Annotated in this window: 18 protein-coding genes; 5 read left to right on the forward strand and 13 right to left on the reverse strand. The window is 49.8% G+C overall.

Features of this window, described 5'->3' with window-relative positions:
* On the reverse strand, positions 1-75 hold a 75-nt coding region (locus tag C1752_RS30575), incomplete at its 3' end, for an IS1/IS1595 family N-terminal zinc-binding domain-containing protein (protein WP_417281540.1).
* A 16-nt stretch (positions 76-91) separates the two neighbouring features.
* Here C1752_RS30575 and C1752_RS24225 point away from each other — a divergent pair.
* Both C1752_RS24225 and C1752_RS24230 read left to right on the forward strand, forming a co-directional pair.
* Positions 92-406, forward strand: a complete 315-nt coding sequence (locus C1752_RS24225; protein ID WP_110988630.1) for a DUF8659 family protein — start codon at positions 92-94, stop codon at positions 404-406.
* Positions 407-730: 324 nt separating this feature from the next.
* Positions 731-1,531: a VOC family protein gene (locus C1752_RS24230; protein WP_110988631.1), complete on the forward strand. Its 801-nt coding sequence runs from the start codon at positions 731-733 to the stop codon at positions 1,529-1,531.
* A 41-nt stretch (positions 1,532-1,572) separates the two neighbouring features.
* Here the strand turns inward: C1752_RS24230 and C1752_RS29490 are convergent, their stop codons facing one another.
* From C1752_RS29490 to C1752_RS28610, 4 genes are read right to left on the reverse strand one after another with little or no spacing between them, the layout of a single operon-like run.
* Positions 1,573-1,713: a hypothetical protein gene (locus C1752_RS29490; RefSeq protein WP_233501863.1), complete on the reverse strand. Its 141-nt coding sequence runs from the start codon at positions 1,711-1,713 to the stop codon at positions 1,573-1,575.
* Positions 1,714-1,764: 51 nt separating this feature from the next.
* Complete coding sequence (locus tag C1752_RS24235) at positions 1,765-2,118, reverse strand: HNH endonuclease (RefSeq protein WP_110988632.1); 354 nt, start codon at positions 2,116-2,118, stop codon at positions 1,765-1,767.
* Entirely contained in the window at positions 2,108-2,635 is a 528-nt protein-coding gene (locus tag C1752_RS24240; protein ID WP_158535178.1) for a DUF2786 domain-containing protein, read from the reverse strand. Before C1752_RS24240 ends, C1752_RS24235 begins: the two co-directional genes overlap by 11 nt.
* 2 nt (positions 2,636-2,637) lie before the next feature.
* Positions 2,638-2,925 carry a hypothetical protein gene (locus C1752_RS28610; protein WP_158535179.1) on the reverse strand — a complete coding sequence of 96 codons (288 nt, stop codon included), beginning with the start codon at positions 2,923-2,925 and terminating at the stop codon, positions 2,638-2,640.
* 267 nt (positions 2,926-3,192) lie between these two features.
* On the opposite strand from C1752_RS28610, the gene C1752_RS24245 reads away from it, so the two are divergent.
* Positions 3,193-3,486 carry a DUF6788 family protein gene (locus tag C1752_RS24245; protein ID WP_158535180.1) on the forward strand — a complete coding sequence of 98 codons (294 nt, stop codon included), beginning with the start codon at positions 3,193-3,195 and terminating at the stop codon, positions 3,484-3,486.
* Between the two features lie 201 nt (positions 3,487-3,687).
* Here the strand turns inward: C1752_RS24245 and C1752_RS24250 are convergent, their stop codons facing one another.
* Positions 3,688-4,065, reverse strand: a complete 378-nt coding sequence (locus tag C1752_RS24250; RefSeq protein ID WP_110988635.1) for a hypothetical protein — start codon at positions 4,063-4,065, stop codon at positions 3,688-3,690.
* Positions 4,066-4,464: 399 nt separating this feature from the next.
* Here C1752_RS24250 and C1752_RS24255 point away from each other — a divergent pair, with 399 nt between their 5' ends.
* The gene (locus C1752_RS24255) at positions 4,465-5,682 is read left to right on the forward strand and encodes a PQQ-dependent sugar dehydrogenase (RefSeq protein ID WP_110988636.1); all 1,218 of its coding nucleotides are present in this window, start codon (positions 4,465-4,467) and stop codon (positions 5,680-5,682) included.
* Between the two features lie 71 nt (positions 5,683-5,753).
* On the opposite strand, the gene C1752_RS24260 is transcribed toward C1752_RS24255, so the two are convergent.
* From C1752_RS24260 to C1752_RS28140, 6 genes are all read right to left on the reverse strand, one after another.
* Positions 5,754-5,945: a hypothetical protein gene (locus tag C1752_RS24260; protein ID WP_110988637.1), complete on the reverse strand. Its 192-nt coding sequence runs from the start codon at positions 5,943-5,945 to the stop codon at positions 5,754-5,756.
* A 74-nt stretch (positions 5,946-6,019) separates the two neighbouring features.
* Positions 6,020-6,283, reverse strand: coding sequence for a phospholipase D-like domain-containing protein (locus tag C1752_RS24265; RefSeq protein ID WP_110988638.1), 264 nt, complete (start codon positions 6,281-6,283; stop codon positions 6,020-6,022).
* 15 nt (positions 6,284-6,298) lie between these two features.
* A complete protein-coding gene (locus C1752_RS28615) occupies positions 6,299-6,439 on the reverse strand; it encodes a hypothetical protein (protein WP_158535181.1) in 141 nt (46 codons plus the stop codon).
* A 48-nt stretch (positions 6,440-6,487) separates the two neighbouring features.
* Positions 6,488-7,651 carry a serine hydrolase gene (locus tag C1752_RS24270; protein WP_110988639.1) on the reverse strand — a complete coding sequence of 388 codons (1,164 nt, stop codon included), beginning with the start codon at positions 7,649-7,651 and terminating at the stop codon, positions 6,488-6,490.
* 225 nt (positions 7,652-7,876) lie between these two features.
* Positions 7,877-9,475 (reverse strand): protein kinase domain-containing protein, encoded by a 1,599-nt coding sequence (locus C1752_RS24275; RefSeq protein WP_110988640.1) that lies wholly within the window; start codon positions 9,473-9,475, stop codon positions 7,877-7,879.
* Positions 9,476-9,561: 86 nt separating this feature from the next.
* Positions 9,562-9,804, reverse strand: coding sequence for a hypothetical protein (locus C1752_RS28140; RefSeq protein WP_146242417.1), 243 nt, complete (start codon positions 9,802-9,804; stop codon positions 9,562-9,564).
* Between the two features lie 373 nt (positions 9,805-10,177).
* Between C1752_RS28140 and C1752_RS24280 the strand changes: the two genes are divergently transcribed.
* Positions 10,178-13,837 (forward strand): Yip1 family protein, encoded by a 3,660-nt coding sequence (locus C1752_RS24280; RefSeq protein WP_110988641.1) that lies wholly within the window; start codon positions 10,178-10,180, stop codon positions 13,835-13,837.
* A 326-nt stretch (positions 13,838-14,163) separates the two neighbouring features.
* Here the strand turns inward: C1752_RS24280 and C1752_RS24285 are convergent, their stop codons facing one another.
* Complete coding sequence (locus tag C1752_RS24285; protein WP_110988642.1) at positions 14,164-14,907, reverse strand: polysaccharide deacetylase family protein; 744 nt, start codon at positions 14,905-14,907, stop codon at positions 14,164-14,166.
* Positions 14,908-14,933: the final 26 nt, after the last annotated feature.

Genomic DNA, 14,933 nt, shown 5'->3' on the forward strand with positions numbered 1-14,933 from the left:
TTGCTTGCCGTTATGGATGCGACCGTTTTTGACGACCTTTTGAGACCCGCAGCTAGGACAGATTAGGGGTGACATTGTTGAGCATGAACGATTGAGCTACCTCTATCCTTACATCTGGCGGACTACCAAGCTTTCGATTCAGGCTGCCCAGCTCACTTTCCCGGCCCTACATTACGCGGGTCGTCTGCTTAGCGAAAGCGCAACGATAGATGACTGTCATCTGCAGCTTATCGCTCGTGATGAGGCCGGTCATCAGTTGCCAGAGTGGACACTTAACCTTGAGTTTTATACCGCTGGCACTCAGATGTCGCTGATGATTGAACGTCAGGAGCAACCCGAGCATCCGATTCTCTGGCAGGGGCAGAACTCCGTTTGGATGGATGCTGAAACTGGCGTCAAGGTATAGGAGAGTGATCAAAGCTGGGGGAAAGCTTGTTAGATAAGGACTTGCACCTCCCAAAACACTTTCCTCAGTAGGTAGTTCTCATACCAAAGGATCTTTCTGCACAGCAAGAGTTCTGGAGGTTTTGGGTATCAGCTAACATCTATGTTTGACTAGGGCTGTTCTATTCACGAAATATCAGCGTTTCCCCCGGTTTTGATCACTCTCCCCATTCGGTTGACATCGCATATGATAGTATTTATGTACTATATTGTGTTGCCATATCTTTTTTGATGATTTCCGGTAGAAATTATTCTCAGTTAAACCGTTACAGGAAAGGAGAATTCCATGAGTTTGACAGATCAGATCGGCACTTTTTGCTGGTGGAGTTTAATGACGAAGGATGTCGAGAAGGCAAATGCGTTCTATCAAAAACTGTTCGATTGGAAGCTCAGTGAAATAGAAATTCCAGGGCATGATGATTCCATCATCTACACGGCCAGTAAAGGGGGATTTGCGAACCCAGTTGAGCTGGAAGAGGAATTTCCCGGACCAAGTCATTGGATTGCCTATATCACGGTAGAGAACGTGGATGAGGCTTGTCAGCAGGCGGAGTCGCTCGGCGGAAAAGTCTGTGTTCCGGCTTTTGATATCCCTACCATCGGTCGAACTGCAGTACTGACTGATCCGGCTGGAACGGCATTTCATGTTTTTACCCCCGCGACGGATGAGGGCAACCTGAATATGATCGGCAATGGACCGGGTGAAATCTGCTGGATGGAGCTAATTGTTGATGATCCTGATCCCCTCCTGCCTTTCTATGCTGAACTAGTGGGCTGGAAGTTTACAGATCCTATGCCCATGAATGGCGGCGAGTACATAAGCTTTAAAGCTTCCGGTGAACAAGTGGCTGATGAGATGATCGGCGGTATCTTGAAGCGGCCTCCTAACGTACCGCATATGCCGCCTGTATGGATGAGCTACTTCTCCGTGAGTTCTGTGGATGTCTGGTCAGAGAAGGTAGCGTCTTTGGGCGGCAAGACTGTCATGCCAAAAACGGAGATACCTGAGACTGGCTTTTTTGCCTGCATGGAAGATCCGACGGGCGCACACTTTTATCTTTTTGAGTGGTTTAAGACCAATGAGTGAAATGTAAAACGGAGGAAGTCTTAGCCCAGACTTTCTAGTCGCTAACTAGCTTCTTTGAAGGGTTCCATGTGTTTATATATGGATGAGAGTAGTTCCTCGTCACCCTTTTCATCGGCAACGGTTTGGTAGACCTCGGTGTCTATCTGTTGGGCAAGTTGTTCACGCTTTCTGGGAGAGGACATAGTGAACTTAGCTTTAATATCGACTGATGCAGAGTATCGTTCTCATCCTTCCTAGATGCAGTTAGGTATTCTCATCTGCCCCGCTCTCTCTAGCCTCCGCATCATGTTCATGCCGATCCATTTGCGATCGTAGTTCAGATGGCAGACCCGGCAGAGTGCTCTGAGATTACTGCGATCGCTATTGTCTGGATTCTGGTCGAGGTGAGCGCCATCGAGGGTATAGCGCTGGCGGTGCAGCAGTACTTCTACTGCAGGATACTGGCTACGCTTAATATAGTCCTGCAGGCTCTCTCCTGTCCTGCGGCAGACCTTACCGCAATTCTCGCATACCCAACCTGCCTCCTCTTTGATCGAGGTTGCGATCTCTTCCCAGTTGTCAGGGTATCGGTAGCGTTCAGTGGGCATGGGCTGATCCTGCTTCAGATAGCTGACGGTTTGGACTACTCCTGGGCATTGCCTTGTAGAATTCTAAGGCGATCTTTTCCGTATCACTGAGTTCATCGACAGGTTGTTCTTTCTCTCCATCGAAAGAAGGTGAGGGTAGGTTGCGAACTGAGTAGGCCGTCGCCGCAGCTTCCAGAACCTTAGCTAGTTCTTTCCGGTGGTGATCGTATAGAAACTCCATCTCCACAGCTTGAGCTGGAGTAATGCCAATGAATCGGTACTTGTTTTTCTTAGATTTATCGTACTTATGGTTTCCGGCTTTCAGAACGTACCAAGCGACATCAATGGTTAGATCCCGTTCATGTCTGTTTCTAAAGGTTAGAGTACAGTCAACAGAAGCCTCTCTTTCAATCTGATCAAGTGCGAGATCGTATTTGTTTAGTAGCTTTTCGAGCAACCTTTGAGCGTTTTCAGCTTCTCCCGGTGCGCCCTGTTCAGATAGAGTCAGAAGTTTCCGTAAGCGTTCCTCGATATCCACCATTAGACCCTTTCTACGGACTCATTTGTCTCATTTTTAGTTGCTGATGGGCGATGCGATTGCTCTGATGGTAGGACTTCTGCCGAGATTTTGATCCGTCTGCCCTCCAATAGCTTTAGATCGAGACTGGAATCTACCCAGTCGAACAAAGACCCTTTGATATGCCCTGGAGAAAACGAGGGGTAGTCATCCAAGACGAGTGATGTATTGAAAACATGCTGACCATCGCAGCAGATGCACTCGCTGCTGTCGCTTCGTTGTACTTCTACCGTTCCTGTAATGGTAGGCATGAGCCTTACCTCCTTTGCTCCAGATAGGAAGAATCTGACAGTGCTTGTACCCTAAACAATAATACTCTGACCGTCAGTAGTCGCACTTGAAACTCACTTCAGTAATGGATTTGAGTGATTTGTAAGTTATTTTAGGGTACAAGTACTAGATTATCATGTACCCTAAAATGCGACAAGTCATCTATTGTGTACATCTGAGCGATCTCAACTGGTGTTTTTTGCGTAAAGCTTAGGGTACAGTTGTGATCTGTTTTGTACCCTAAATTAGTGCCGCGAAACCCCCGTCCCCGAAAGCCGACTGTGCCTCAGTTGCTCAAGAGTGCTGCGTTGCTCTCTGATGCCGAGTTGCGATCTCTGATCTCAGGGCTTGCAGCGATGGAGTGCGAGCGGGGTAAAGAAGTCGATCGAGATGAGCATGGTAAGCCTCTCGATCAAGAGGGCCATATCGAGAAGCGGATGGTTAATGGCTGCGGTCCCTACAAATACCTTCGTTGGTGGGAAGGCGGCAAACATCGTGCAGTTTATCTAGGGAAGGCTGATGACGAGAAGAGATCGGTGTGAGATCGCTCGGGGTATTGGTGGCGGTCGGTGGGCATGGGTTTGCTGGGGGTGATCTTTAGGGTGCAAGAACGCACCCTAAAGATCACCCCTTGCTAATTCCCCTGACCGTAGGTCATAGATGCCTGTTGAGTGCTTGCTGTAGTTCTCGTTTTGCATCGGTGGGCACGAGGTAGTTACATCAATGGTCGTGAGGTTTCACGGCTAACCTCCGAGGTTTTCTAGTTGAGTGCGAAGTCTTTGTAAGTGAGCTGATTGCTTGCGTTCTTCCTTGATACGGTCTGCTCTCGCCTTAGCTTCTTCTAGTTGCCCAGCTTCCCTCACGAGTTCGTACAATGCCTCGATATAAACTGGAAGTCCCATCTTTCCACATTGTTTCTGTACCTCCTCATCAATGTCTTCGGAAAAAGCAATGTACCGCCGTGGCCCTAGTTCGGTATTTTTCTCTGGCAGTGCCTTAACAGAGGGTACTGGTGCTTCTTCAGCCTCAATTGGCCTCTGGCCCATCAGTGATGTGTCACGAGCAGGGACTGCTTTTTTCTGTTGACGCTTTTCTCGCTGCCTTTCTAACGCATCACTCATGCTAAATGGCCTCCAATTCGCTTCAATAGTGCTTCAAACGGGTAAGCTAAATCCTCCTCACCCAGCTCGTGTAGAGTTTTCCCTTCACTGATCGCTTTCTTGTATTTCTCAGATCTTCTTGATCCTTCACCCGCTCACCAAAGCGAGGTACTTGAAGGGTTGCTGACACCAGGCGCAATCAAGCACTTTTTGAAGCCTATAACGACGCAAATACGTTCGAGCAAAACTCAAATCATCACGTAAGGCCTAAAATTCACGAAGAAATATTGAGCCATAGAAGCCTTTCACTGCCGGGTGTCTAGCCATCGTTGCGCCTGGTGTCAGCACCCCTTCAGTTCCCCATACTTGTTACACTCGGAGCAATTGGTCAAAGATGAACCCTTATTTCGGCTATAGTCCATGCGAACTCGCTCCATTGCTACGGTTGCTGGCCTGCTTTCCGGAATTTGTGCAATTATGGGCTGCGCTCCAGCTATTCCTGTTCCCAGTGATCGCCTGAGTCCCCAAGCTGATCAGCTGCCGATTGCTGCGGTCAAACTCGTGCCGATCGTTACTGGTCTGGAACATCCTTGGGGTATGGCGTGGTTGCCGGATGATCAAATATTAATCACTGAGCGTCCGGGTCGGCTACGCCTCGTAAAAAATGGCAAACTCGCCCCCGAACCGATCAAAGGCGTGACAGCCGTTTCCACCATTACCGCGCAACAATTATTTGCGACTCAACAGGGTGGGCTGATGGATATTGCCATCCATCCCCGCTTTGCCGACAATCGCTGGGTCTATTTCACCTACTCCCACGGCACCCGCGACGCCAATCGGACCCGCGTCGCCCGCGCTCAGTTTGACGGTCAGCAGCTTGATGGCTGGCAAGTGATATTCGAGGTTGCCCAAACCAAGCGTGGTGGTCAACACTTTGGTTCGCGTCTGACTTGGCTGCCGGACGAGACCCTATTGATTTCTATTGGTGATGGTGGCAATCCGCCCGTCAAACTTGATGGTGATCTAATCCGTAAACAAGCCCAAAACCGCGCTAGCCACCTTGGTAAAGTCATTCGCATCAAAGATGATGGCACTATTCCAGCGGATAATCCCTATGTATCCACCGAGGGGGCCGCGCCTGCCGTCTGGAGTTATGGCCATCGCAATATTCAGGGGCTGACCTATGATCCAATGCGGAAAAGAGTTTGGGCGACCGAACATGGCTCACGCGGCGGCGATGAACTGAACTGGGTGCAATCCGGCAAAAACTATGGCTGGCCCGTTGTTTCATTCAGTCAGGAGTACACTAGTAATCGCGCCGTTGCCCCGGCAACCACTGGCCCTGAGATGGTAGATCCAAAGCGCGTATGGACCCCTTCCATTGCGCCCTCGGGGTTAGCCATTTATACGGGAGATCAGATTCCGCAGTGGCGCGGCAATTTGTTCGCTGGCGGACTTGTCTCCCGTAGCATTCGACGGCTCGAACTAGATGAATCAGGGAGCGTGACAGCGGAGTCCCAAATCACTATCGGCCAGCGGGTGCGTGATATCCGCCAGGGGCCAGATGGGTATCTATATGTGCTAACTGATGCTAACTCGGGTCAGCTTTTGCGCCTGGAAGTTGACCCAAACAACTAAATTGAGCCGTTTTATCCGACGCTCATAATATCGGTCGAGAGTTTAGTTATACTCAGTCCACGTAAGCTATTCTAGATCCGGTGCTCTGCCGGAATCTGTGCGATCGCATCCCGTTGTTTTTGATCTCGCTCAGCTCTGTGCTTGGCAGCGAGTCTAGCTTGAGCATTCTTGGCCCGCATCCGTTGGGCGTCGCTCTTGTAGGACTTCTGGATACCTTCGACATTGCGAGCGGCGGGAACGGCGTACTGTTCTTGTTCTTGCATGGATGTCTCAACTGCAGAAAATCATCAGGTATCAATCATTACAAATTATCGATGACAGAACAGTGGTGAAATCACTACGCGGATAGTTCGGTGAGGCTGTTCTTTAATTTCAGAAGCGGTGCTTTTACTGGCGAGATTGCAGGTGCTCCCTCATAGTTCTGCAGCAGTTGATAGATCATATTCTGGTCAGTGGTCCGTAGGCTCACCTCTCGTTCCTGAGAGCCATCATCCGATGTCAGGAAGTTGTGGGTTCCAATCGTGGCAAAAGTGCGATGGTCTCCGACCGGCCTTCGGCCATCGCAAACCAAGATTTTCTCGTGGGTTCCGATAGGCTTCAATCGTAATTTTGGGTGCTATCGGGCGAGTTGTTCCACCAAGGGCAGCGCATCATAGTAGAGGCTGTTCTTGTACTCGCCGGTCTGCAGATCTCGTAACCGTCCCCAACCGATGTCGATTGCAACCTCTCGTTCCAGGGCGGACTGTACGTGGTGCATGGGCACGCTATCGATTGCAGACTTCTTGAGCCAAAGGCACACTATGATTTAGAGCTGTGTTGCCCGAGTTTGAACCATTGCATTTAACTGCATCACAATAGATTGACTCGTTTGGTTAAGCCAGTGGATGATCTCAGTTTTATTGATGCTTCTAGGCGGCGTAACAGAAAAAACAATAAAATACTTCTGGCCTTGGTCTGTTTTGAGAAAGCTGGTGTCTGAGAATGTATGGGAGAACAAGCCAATTCCGCACTTGCTCAGCAGTCTGCCGGATTGGCTGGCTAACTTCTTGCCCAAAGGATCCAAGAAGCGACAGAAAGTATTTTCAAAGCTCAGCCCTGATTCCTGGGGGGTTTTAGACATCACCTGTTGCATCCATTCACGATCTTCGAGCCGCAGGTCGAAGCGCTGCTCAGGAGGAAATGCTTGAGGAAAAACCAATCGCATCAAAATCCCGGCTAGGTCATGAGCGCTAGCGCAATTTCCGCTTTTTTCGCCTACTTCATAGCAGTCAAATTGATCTGTCACGGTTTGTTTTGGAATTTGGCTAAGTCTGCCTTGATATCGAATCTCCATAGCGGGGGAGTCAATGAGTGTCCCCTGATCAAGCATCAGACGGGTAACCGCGTACTGTTCGAGACCTTTGGCTCTCATAGTTTCGTTAAGAGACTCAAATCCCAATAGTAAAATCAGGCGGTTGGCTGCATCATTGTCAGAAATAACCAGCATTCTCTCAAGATCGTCCTCAATTGAGAACCAGGGTGATGTCCCTGCAACCCGATACTCTGCTGCTTTGCCGATCTTTTTCTGCTTGAGTAGCTCCAGAACTAAAGCTGAGATTGCAACCTTAACAGTAGAAGCCGGATTGAAAAATCCCTCATCCTCAATATCCTGTTTTTGATTTTGGTTTGTATCTTCGTACTGAGCGCGAAAACTAAAGGACTGAAACCGAGGTGGATCTTGAGCGTCATCAACCTTGATAAACAGAGCCTTACCGTTCCAAGCTTGCATCTGAGCGAGAAGGTCGTCCTGTTCCAAAATGTCTCGCAATGTTTTTGTGTCTTCTTGAGCTGGCCTCGCCTGAACCGCACTCTTTCTCTGAACCTGCTGCGACGACTGTTGCCCCTCCGTTGTCGTTCGCACACAGGCCGTTTGCCCAACAAGCAGCAATCCACAGAGGAGCGAGAGCATTTGCATCATAACTGAATACATTTCCAGAGCCTAAGCTGATGACGGATGAGCGGTCGACACTATCTTAAATTGATAACAACCCTATTGTTCGGAGTAGATCAAATGAAATCTACCACTCTCAAAGTACGCAGCTTGATGATGCTGACTCCATAAGTACTGCACGTTTCCCAAACCCGTCCCAAATAATCTTCTTCGTGCAGTCACTCATCCAACAACTTTTAGAGTTGTTCAGTGAAGCGGTCGCAACTAAAGCGCCACTGGGTAGGTGTTGATTTCCCAGTAGTTGGTTGTTGCGGGACAACTGGGGCCGACATTGCCAATATCCCAGGCAATAAAGGCATCCTCGTTACTTTGCCATGTGACGGTAATCGTCCCACTACAACGACCTGCACTGCCATTGAGGTTAAAGCTTCCTTGGAGCGTATCGCCACCTTTGCATCCGCCTGTTTTCGGCCTCGGGAAAGAGAGCGCGCCTGTCAGCGGCGTGTTCTCATAGCCAAACACCGTTTGGGCTGTATTAATGACTTCATTTCCCAAGCAAATTTGCTTGAGGTTCACCAGTCGAGTGAGATTACTTTCAGATCGCCACACCTGAGGCGGCTCGGTACGAGAGGCTTCAAGCTGCCGTTGTCTTTCAAGTTCTTCCTGTCTACGAGCTTCCGCTTGACGGCGCTCCTCTTCGAGATCCTGCTGAGGCTCCGTTTCCAGAAGTTCGTCCTGAGAATTTTGGGAGTCACGTGTTTCTGTCGCAACCGGCTCTAGAACGGCAGGTTCCTCTGCAGGAATATTTGAGATCTGCTTCTGGTGTGCAGCTTGCTGCTGGAGATAGAATGCGGTGGAAGCAATTGCAACCACGCCCCCCACCAATCCGCCCCATAGCATTTTTTGCGATCCCGAGGGCTTCTGCTGACCCAAAGTTTTACCCCCAGCTCCCTGAACACTCCCCACCCCCGTATCAACTTCGGTTGCGGGAACCTGAGGAACGCGGACCTGAACCACTTCAGTTTCGGGAAAATCTGGAGACGATTGCAAGGCCGTCTTCATCAGGGTCGCCGTCATAAACCGCTGACTGGCGTGGGACTGAATCGCCCTATCAATAACACTCGCTAAAATCGGATTTGTTAGAACAAAACCTTGCTTCCAGATAATTTCACCCGTCATCGGATCTGTATCTAGCTCCTGAGGTGCCTTGCCTCGCAGCGCGTGAACTGCAGTCAGTCCCAACGCATAAAGATCACTAGCGTAAACCGGACGCCCAGTAGCCTGCTCCGGAGGCATGTACCCAGGCGTACCAATCACAATCGAGCTTTTAGCATTTTCCGTACTGTTCATGACTGTGCCCATTGACTCTCTGACCGCACCAAAGTCGATCAAAACCGGCATCTGATCCGTACGGCGAATAATGATGTTGTCAGGTTTAATATCTCGATGAATAATTCGCTTCTGCTGAATGTAGTCCAGAACGTCAAGCACCTTCAGCAGAATTGTCTCGACTCGCTCTTCCGAGAGGTATCCTTCAACTTTGACAAGCTCAGCTAGAGTATCGCCTTCAATAAATTCCTGAACAAGATAAAACTGACCCTGATCTTCGAAATAGGCATACAGACATGGAATTTGAGGATGACCATTGCCCAACTCTTCTAGTAAAACGGCCTCTCGAAGGAAGCGCTCTTTGACTATCTGATAGACTGCTGGATTATCGTCGATGGGTTTAAGCTGCTTCACAACGCAGATGCGTTTTTGAGGCCAATGGATATCTTTTGCTAAGAAAACATCTCCAAACCCACCACTGCCTAAAGTTTTCAGGACTTCAAAGCGGCTTACTAATAGTTGGTTTTGTCTCATAGTTTTGTCGCGTCAATGGTTTCAGATGGTATTGATGTCTATTTCAGCCGGTAGACGGGCTTGATACTGGGTAGCCCGTTCATAGCTTAATCGCCGCTATAGCCGGTGTCTATGACTACACCACTGACCTCGGCGCTACGACATAGACTGTCTGCTGAGTTACGGCAGTTGCAATAGTCTTCGACCGGTCTTATGAGATCGCACCCACTGCTGAAGTTGCGATTGCTGTGATTTTTGCTGTTTTGGCGACGGAGGGTGTAAAAGCGCGGGGAGAGGTTCAAGCTCAGGATACCCTGAACCTCTCCCCGCGCTCCCTCACAAGCGATCATTCAAGACCTCTCGAGCCAAGCCAGAATCAACGCTAACTGCACAGAGACTATTGAAGTTGTCGAAACAGCAGACGATTCCATCGATTAGCAGCTCCCGCCCTGAAACCTTTCCGTTACCTTTGTATCGCTACTCAAAGCTGATGAGATCGCTATCTAGTGACTGTTGCACTTCTTTTGGTATGGTCATCGTCTATCGCTGTTTAGAACGGTGTATCAATGAGCGTTTGGGTCGGTATCAGCGTTTTGTTTGACTATATTTAGACGATCGCAATGCTTTTGGCTTTGCGATCGGCCTCTAACCAAACGAATCAGTTTGAGTTGAGGTGCAGGCCTTCAGGTTTTACAGAAAACTAGAAACAGGACGCTAAAGTTAATGAACGAAACTGCCCTGGGGCGATTTTGGGAGCTGCTGGGCTGGGTGCTGGCATTCAATGTTGATGCTTTTAGACAGCTTGAAACGATGCCGAAAGGATCGATCATTGTGCTGATTGTGGTTCTTTCAGCAGGGCTTTCGCAGGCGATTGCACACAGCGTGATTCTGTTTGCCAACCGCGTCAAGCCAGTCCGCCTCTTTTTCAGCTTGCTCATCAGCGCCATATTGTTTGTGTTCGGCTACCTGTTTCTCGTATGCAGCACCTGGCTAATTAGCTTTGCTCCATTCACCGTTAAAGCGACTTTCAGCGATCTGGCGCGCACCTTGGGCTTTAGCTATGCGCCGCTTGTGTTTAGTGCGTTTGGGGCCATGCCCTATTTTGGTGAACCCATTCTGGCAGCCTTATCACTGTGGCAATTATTAGCAATGGTCGTAGGCTTCGCGGCGATTAGCGGTGCTAGCCTATGGCAGTCTTTCGGCACCGTAGCTTTGGGCTGGGTAACGCTTTGGGTGCTGCAGCGTACACTAGGGCAACCGATTGTTCGCTTAGGTTATTGGATTGCTTCTAAAGCAGCAGGTGTCGAACTCATTACTGACACCCAAAAGCTCAAAGATTTCTTTCAAGAGTTTCAACTATTTTCAACAGCGAAACCCACGTCAGCAAAAGTGGTAAAGCTCAAACGAAAACCATCTTCTGACCGCTACAGCTTACGCAATATTATCAGCGTTTCGATTGGCCTTCTAGCTCTCGCTGTGAGTACCCTCACTGCAGCGATTCTCTTGTCTCCGATCCGGCATTGGTGGTTTGCTTGGCATAATAGCCTGACTAACATCTTTGGACTCGCGTTCGACTTAGGCTGGATTGCCGTGACTGCTGTTGTGACCACCGCACTCCTATCGCCTTTAGAAGCGCTGCGCTGGTGGGCAGGTTGGGGCGATGTGTCCGATGTCTCCGCCGATACGAAAGCGCTCTCAGGTGTTCTCTCAGAGACACAGTTCCTGACCTCTGCCCAGTCTGCCGAGACTCATGCTGCCCAAACTCAAAGAACGGCTGCCCGCTATATCGTTTTTCTGGACGGCATCAACCAATCGGAGTTTGAACATACGCCCGATGTTGAAGACTTTTTCGATGCGCTGGAGTCTGTTTTGTCAGAGGATGTGGTTCTAATCAAGGGCATCATGTCCTATTCAGTGCGGAACCGTCCGCTCACCATAAATCGTCCCTTATCATTTGTTTGGCGCTGGATTAACGCGTTTAGAATCAACCATCCTTCAAGCCTGTTCAGTTACTTCGTCAATATTCGCAACGCCTGGATTGTCGCAGTTTCTGCCGACAAGCGTTATGGGCCAATCTACAATCGGGGAATCGCAAAAGTGGTTTGTCAGACCTTGCTACAGCGGGGCTACCGTCCCGATAGTGGCCTTCCCATTACCTTGATTGGCTTCAGCGGCGGTGGACAAATGGCGATCGCAACGGCTTCACTCCTGCAGGGTGTATTGAAAGCGCCCATTGACGTGATTTCGCTAGGCGGAGTGATGAGCGGCAACATCAATATTCTTGAACTCGAACACCTCTATCACCTATCGGGTGAGAAAGATGCAGTTGAGCGCATCGGGCCGGTCATGTTTCCAAAACGCTGGGCTATCTATTCTCTGTCTTACTGGAATCGGGCGAAGCGATTAGGAAAAGTAAGTCTCATTTCACTTGGCCCCGTTGGACATCAGGTCCCTGGAGGCATTATGGACCCCGATCAGAAATTGCCGGATGGTCGCACCCATTTGCAGCAAACAGTTGATCTAGTGACGGCCATTTTGCTAGAAGATTCTGAGAGTCAGCGTAAAGGCCACTCAATACCGGAGCCTAAGCTGAGCGACTATGAGCGATACCGGGCGATCGCAGCTAATCGAGCAGAATCTTATCCGATTCACCAGTCACTGCCGTCGGAATATTACCGAGAGATCGCACCCTGGATGGGACGGTTAATCTTACCGGCTCCAGAACGGCGGCAGCCCCACGGCGTTCTGTTTGAAGTGCATCATGCGCCTGATCGGTTTCAGCATCTAGTCAGCAAAATCGTGACGCTACAGCTAGATGACGAACCCGAAACGCGCTCATATGTCCACGCCGTGAACAAAGACATACACTTCAGCCCCCAAGCCGAAGCCAGCGTCAGGGACGGTAACATTCATCCGACTCGGCTTAACCACTGGCGCTTGGTTAACCCTTTAGAATCGCTCGCAGGTGCTCATCCGGTCGACGATGTAACGGTGATGTTGCCACGGTCAGTGACAGTTCAGCAGCATGGTGCTGAGCGAGAAGGGAAAAGCGCCCTATCACCGATTCTCGTGATCCAGCGTGAGCCAGTACAAATCACCGGACGCTACTACGGGCTAGTGCAATTCATCGGGCCAGTCGCAAATCCACCAGAGCCGGAAAATGATGGTTTCAGAGTGATTCATTTCAACCGAGCCACAGGGCAATTTGACGGTCTTAAAGAGACGGTAAAGGTTCCTCAGACCCCTGTGAACTACAACGATACGAAGCCTTCCACCCGTAGAGGTCTCGAGAATTCGCCTTTAAATGAATTAGGGTGGTACATCTATGGTGCGCAGGACGACTCAGGACTGTTTGTCGTTCAGGCAATAGCGCCGCGCAAGCTGCTACAGGCCAAACCGGATCGGGTCTTGACTGGCAAGAAAGCCGCTCGAGAGTACGTTAAGAAAAAGGCCTGGAGGCACATAGAAGATAACAAAGGAACCGCGCGTTCTGCTTTGCTAAAGCCAGCATTTTCAGTTCAGACCCAAGGAACAACCTGGGCTGAAGGCCAGCGGGCCTTATTGATTCATGTATACGGCGGTATCGGTGGCAACAAAACTGAACCTGCCGCCAAAACACCGCTTTATTTTGGGCATTTTGTCTACGGTACGGCTGAGGTCGTTCGCGAACCGTTAACTGGCGAGCTGAGATTTGAGATCGTTTATCACCAAATTTATACTCAAAATTCTGAGGGGTTAACTGCCGGTAGCCTGCACTGGTCTCGCTATATGGGCGATCGCGCCTTTGGCTTTTTGGGACTGCGCCCGGTGGCTGATACTTTAATCAAGCTAGACGAGTTTGTCAGCGACTATCGTGGCGAAGGATGGCAGCGATCGCCCTTAGATTGCGTGATGTATGAACTCGAAATTATGGCGGCTCGCTATCGGATTGGCGACGGCACTGGCGCGACCTTCGTCGGGCCAGCCAACAATTGCGCCCAAGATGCCAATCAAGCTTTATATGCTGCGCTGCGCTATATCTCTGAATCGATTCGTACCCATCCAAATATCGAGCAGTGGAAGCAGCAGCAGCCCGACCAGGCTCGCAGGCTTGATCGGTTAGAGCAATTTACCGAAGACTTTAAGCAGATCCTGCTCCCGTGGGGAACAGCCCGCGCCGACTGGGAAAAAAGCGCAAACGTATTGGGCAGCACGTTAGGAGATCATCCTGTCCAAAATCTAATTCGCGGCTTAGTTACCTGGCGAACGCTGCTGCCGCGTTTGGCCAGCGATAAAGTAACCGAAGCCTTTCTAAAAAGGGGAGGAGAAGTGTGGATACTTCAAACCATTCAGGTTGGTGGCGTTAATCCTGACATTGAACCCGTAGCTCCCATGACGCTGTAACGAAACGAAGCTATAGATCAAGACCGTTCGTTGCTAGGTACCCGTCGCTCTTTTCGGCAAGATGGCCGGTACGTTCTCTGGTCAACCAGACGCAACGGGAGGGGCGATAGCGATACACCGTATGCGAAGCAAGAACTTCAGAACACAATGGATTGCAAGGATACTTTTGCGATGCGATCTCCTTCAGCAATATCTCTTGTCTAGACTAAGCGCCGGAAGAGAGCGCCCAACTGCCGCTCTGGCCACTAGATCAACTTCTTACATCTAGATGTCTAATTCTAGAGGCTGATTCAAAATAGCGCCTTAGCCAAATCTGGCTGATACAGCTAGCGTTCTTGCGTCCAACGTTCTTTGTCCCATAACTCGCTAAGCGTTACAACCTTATAACCTTGCTGATGGAGTTCAGAAAGGATTGATGGCAAGGCTTTAGCTGTTTGCTGACAGCGCTCAAGCGAACCACCATGCAGGACTAAAATTGAACCTGGAAAGAAGTGCTGGCTAACGTACCAGGCTGTAAAAGCAGCATCGTGAGTGGGTTTGAAAGTATCTACCGGAAGCATTGAAGCGAGGGCAAACCGGGGCACATAGTCCGGCATCTGCTGTAGAGTGCTCAGCATCGCTTTTTTGTACAGTCCTCGCCCTGGGCGATACCATCGCAGTGGCGGATGAGGTGTCGCTGTAATTTGCTGAGTGATTCGTCGATGGGCTGCTTTGAACTGCGTATTGAACGATTCAGACTCCAGCATCGCAGCTGTCTCGTCTGCTGTTCCATGATTCCCAATCTCATGTCCCTGTCCAACGATGTCATTTAAAAGAGTGTCTCGGTTGCTTAAGTGACCGCTGATAATGAAAAAAGTTGCGTGCACATGATCGCTCGAATTTTTAATACTTTGATTGTGGGTTGCGATCGCATCCAAAATCATCCGAGATGAAGCATCATCAATCTCATTTGGCGTCGGCAGATCATCAATGGTCAAAGCAATGACTTTCTCAGCCGTCCGCTTATAGAACACCCCCTCTGGAAAAAAGCGAGCAACCTGCACAACTAGCCGCTGTTGAGACGTTTCCATAAAGGGGCTACCGTTTTAATCAGAAG

It is taken from the genome of Acaryochloris thomasi RCC1774, assembly GCF_003231495.1.
In the GTDB taxonomy this organism is placed as follows: domain Bacteria; phylum Cyanobacteriota; class Cyanobacteriia; order Thermosynechococcales; family Thermosynechococcaceae; genus RCC1774.